This window comes from Corallococcus sp. 4LFB, assembly GCF_046520365.1.
In the GTDB taxonomy this organism is placed as follows: domain Bacteria; phylum Myxococcota; class Myxococcia; order Myxococcales; family Myxococcaceae; genus Corallococcus; species Corallococcus caeni.
The window spans coordinates 1-809 of sequence record NZ_JBKGHJ010001139.1 but is presented as its reverse complement, the minus strand read 5'-3'; the positions used below and the strand labels follow the sequence as shown (position 1 = coordinate 809).

Below are 809 nucleotides of genomic sequence, written 5' to 3'. Positions count from 1 at the left end.
CCCGGCGCAGCGCCGCCATGGCGCTCTCCGTGTGCATGTGCGCCAGCGCGTCCACCACCGCCACGCGCACCTGGCCCGCGTCGTCGTTGGCCAGCGCGACGATGGCGTCCGCGGCGGCCTCCTCGTTGAGCTTCCCCAGCGACTGGCACGCGTAGTAGCGCACCCACGGGTCGCGGTCGTTCAGGCCGCCCAGCAGCGTGGAGGTGATGCGCGCCTGCTTGTCCGTCTGGCCCAGCGCGCGCATGGCGGTGGCGCGCGTGCGCTCCGACTCGTGGCTCGCCGCGACCAGCAGCGCGTCCACCGCGCGCGGGTCGTCGATGAAGGGCAGGCCGTAGATGGCCGCGTCGCGCAGCCGCTCGTCCGGGTCCCGCATGGCCAGGAGCAGCGCGTCCAGGCCGCGCGCGTAGCCGAAGTACGCCACGATGCGCAGCGCCGCCCGCCGCTGGCGCGCGTCCGAGGACCGCGCCGCCTCCAGCGCCAGCGTCTCCGTCGTCTCGCTGCCCAGCGACTGGATGGCGCCCACCACCGCCTGCGACACGCGGGGGTCCTCGTCCGACAGCCGCGCGAACAGGGACGGCACCGCGGACGTGTCGCCAATGCGCGACAGCGTCTCCGCCGCCAGCGCGCGCACCGTCGCGTCCCGGTCCTCCCAGGCACAACAGCACGTCCGGCACCGCCGCGGAGCGCTTGCCCACGAGCGGCAGCAGCACCCGCCTGCGCGAGCTGTCCCCCTCGCGCAGCGACTGCAGTATCTGCGCGTCCGCCTCCGCGCCCAGCTCTCCCAGGCCCGCCGCGGCCGCGCGCGACAC

The 809-nt window shown here is 75.9% G+C and carries 1 protein-coding gene; it reads right to left on the bottom strand.

What is annotated here, in order from left to right:
- Positions 1-631 (bottom strand): HEAT repeat domain-containing protein (locus ACLEQD_RS44575; RefSeq protein ID WP_410391951.1); only part of this gene is annotated, 631 nt, incomplete at its 3' end.
- Positions 632-809: the final 178 nt, after the last annotated feature.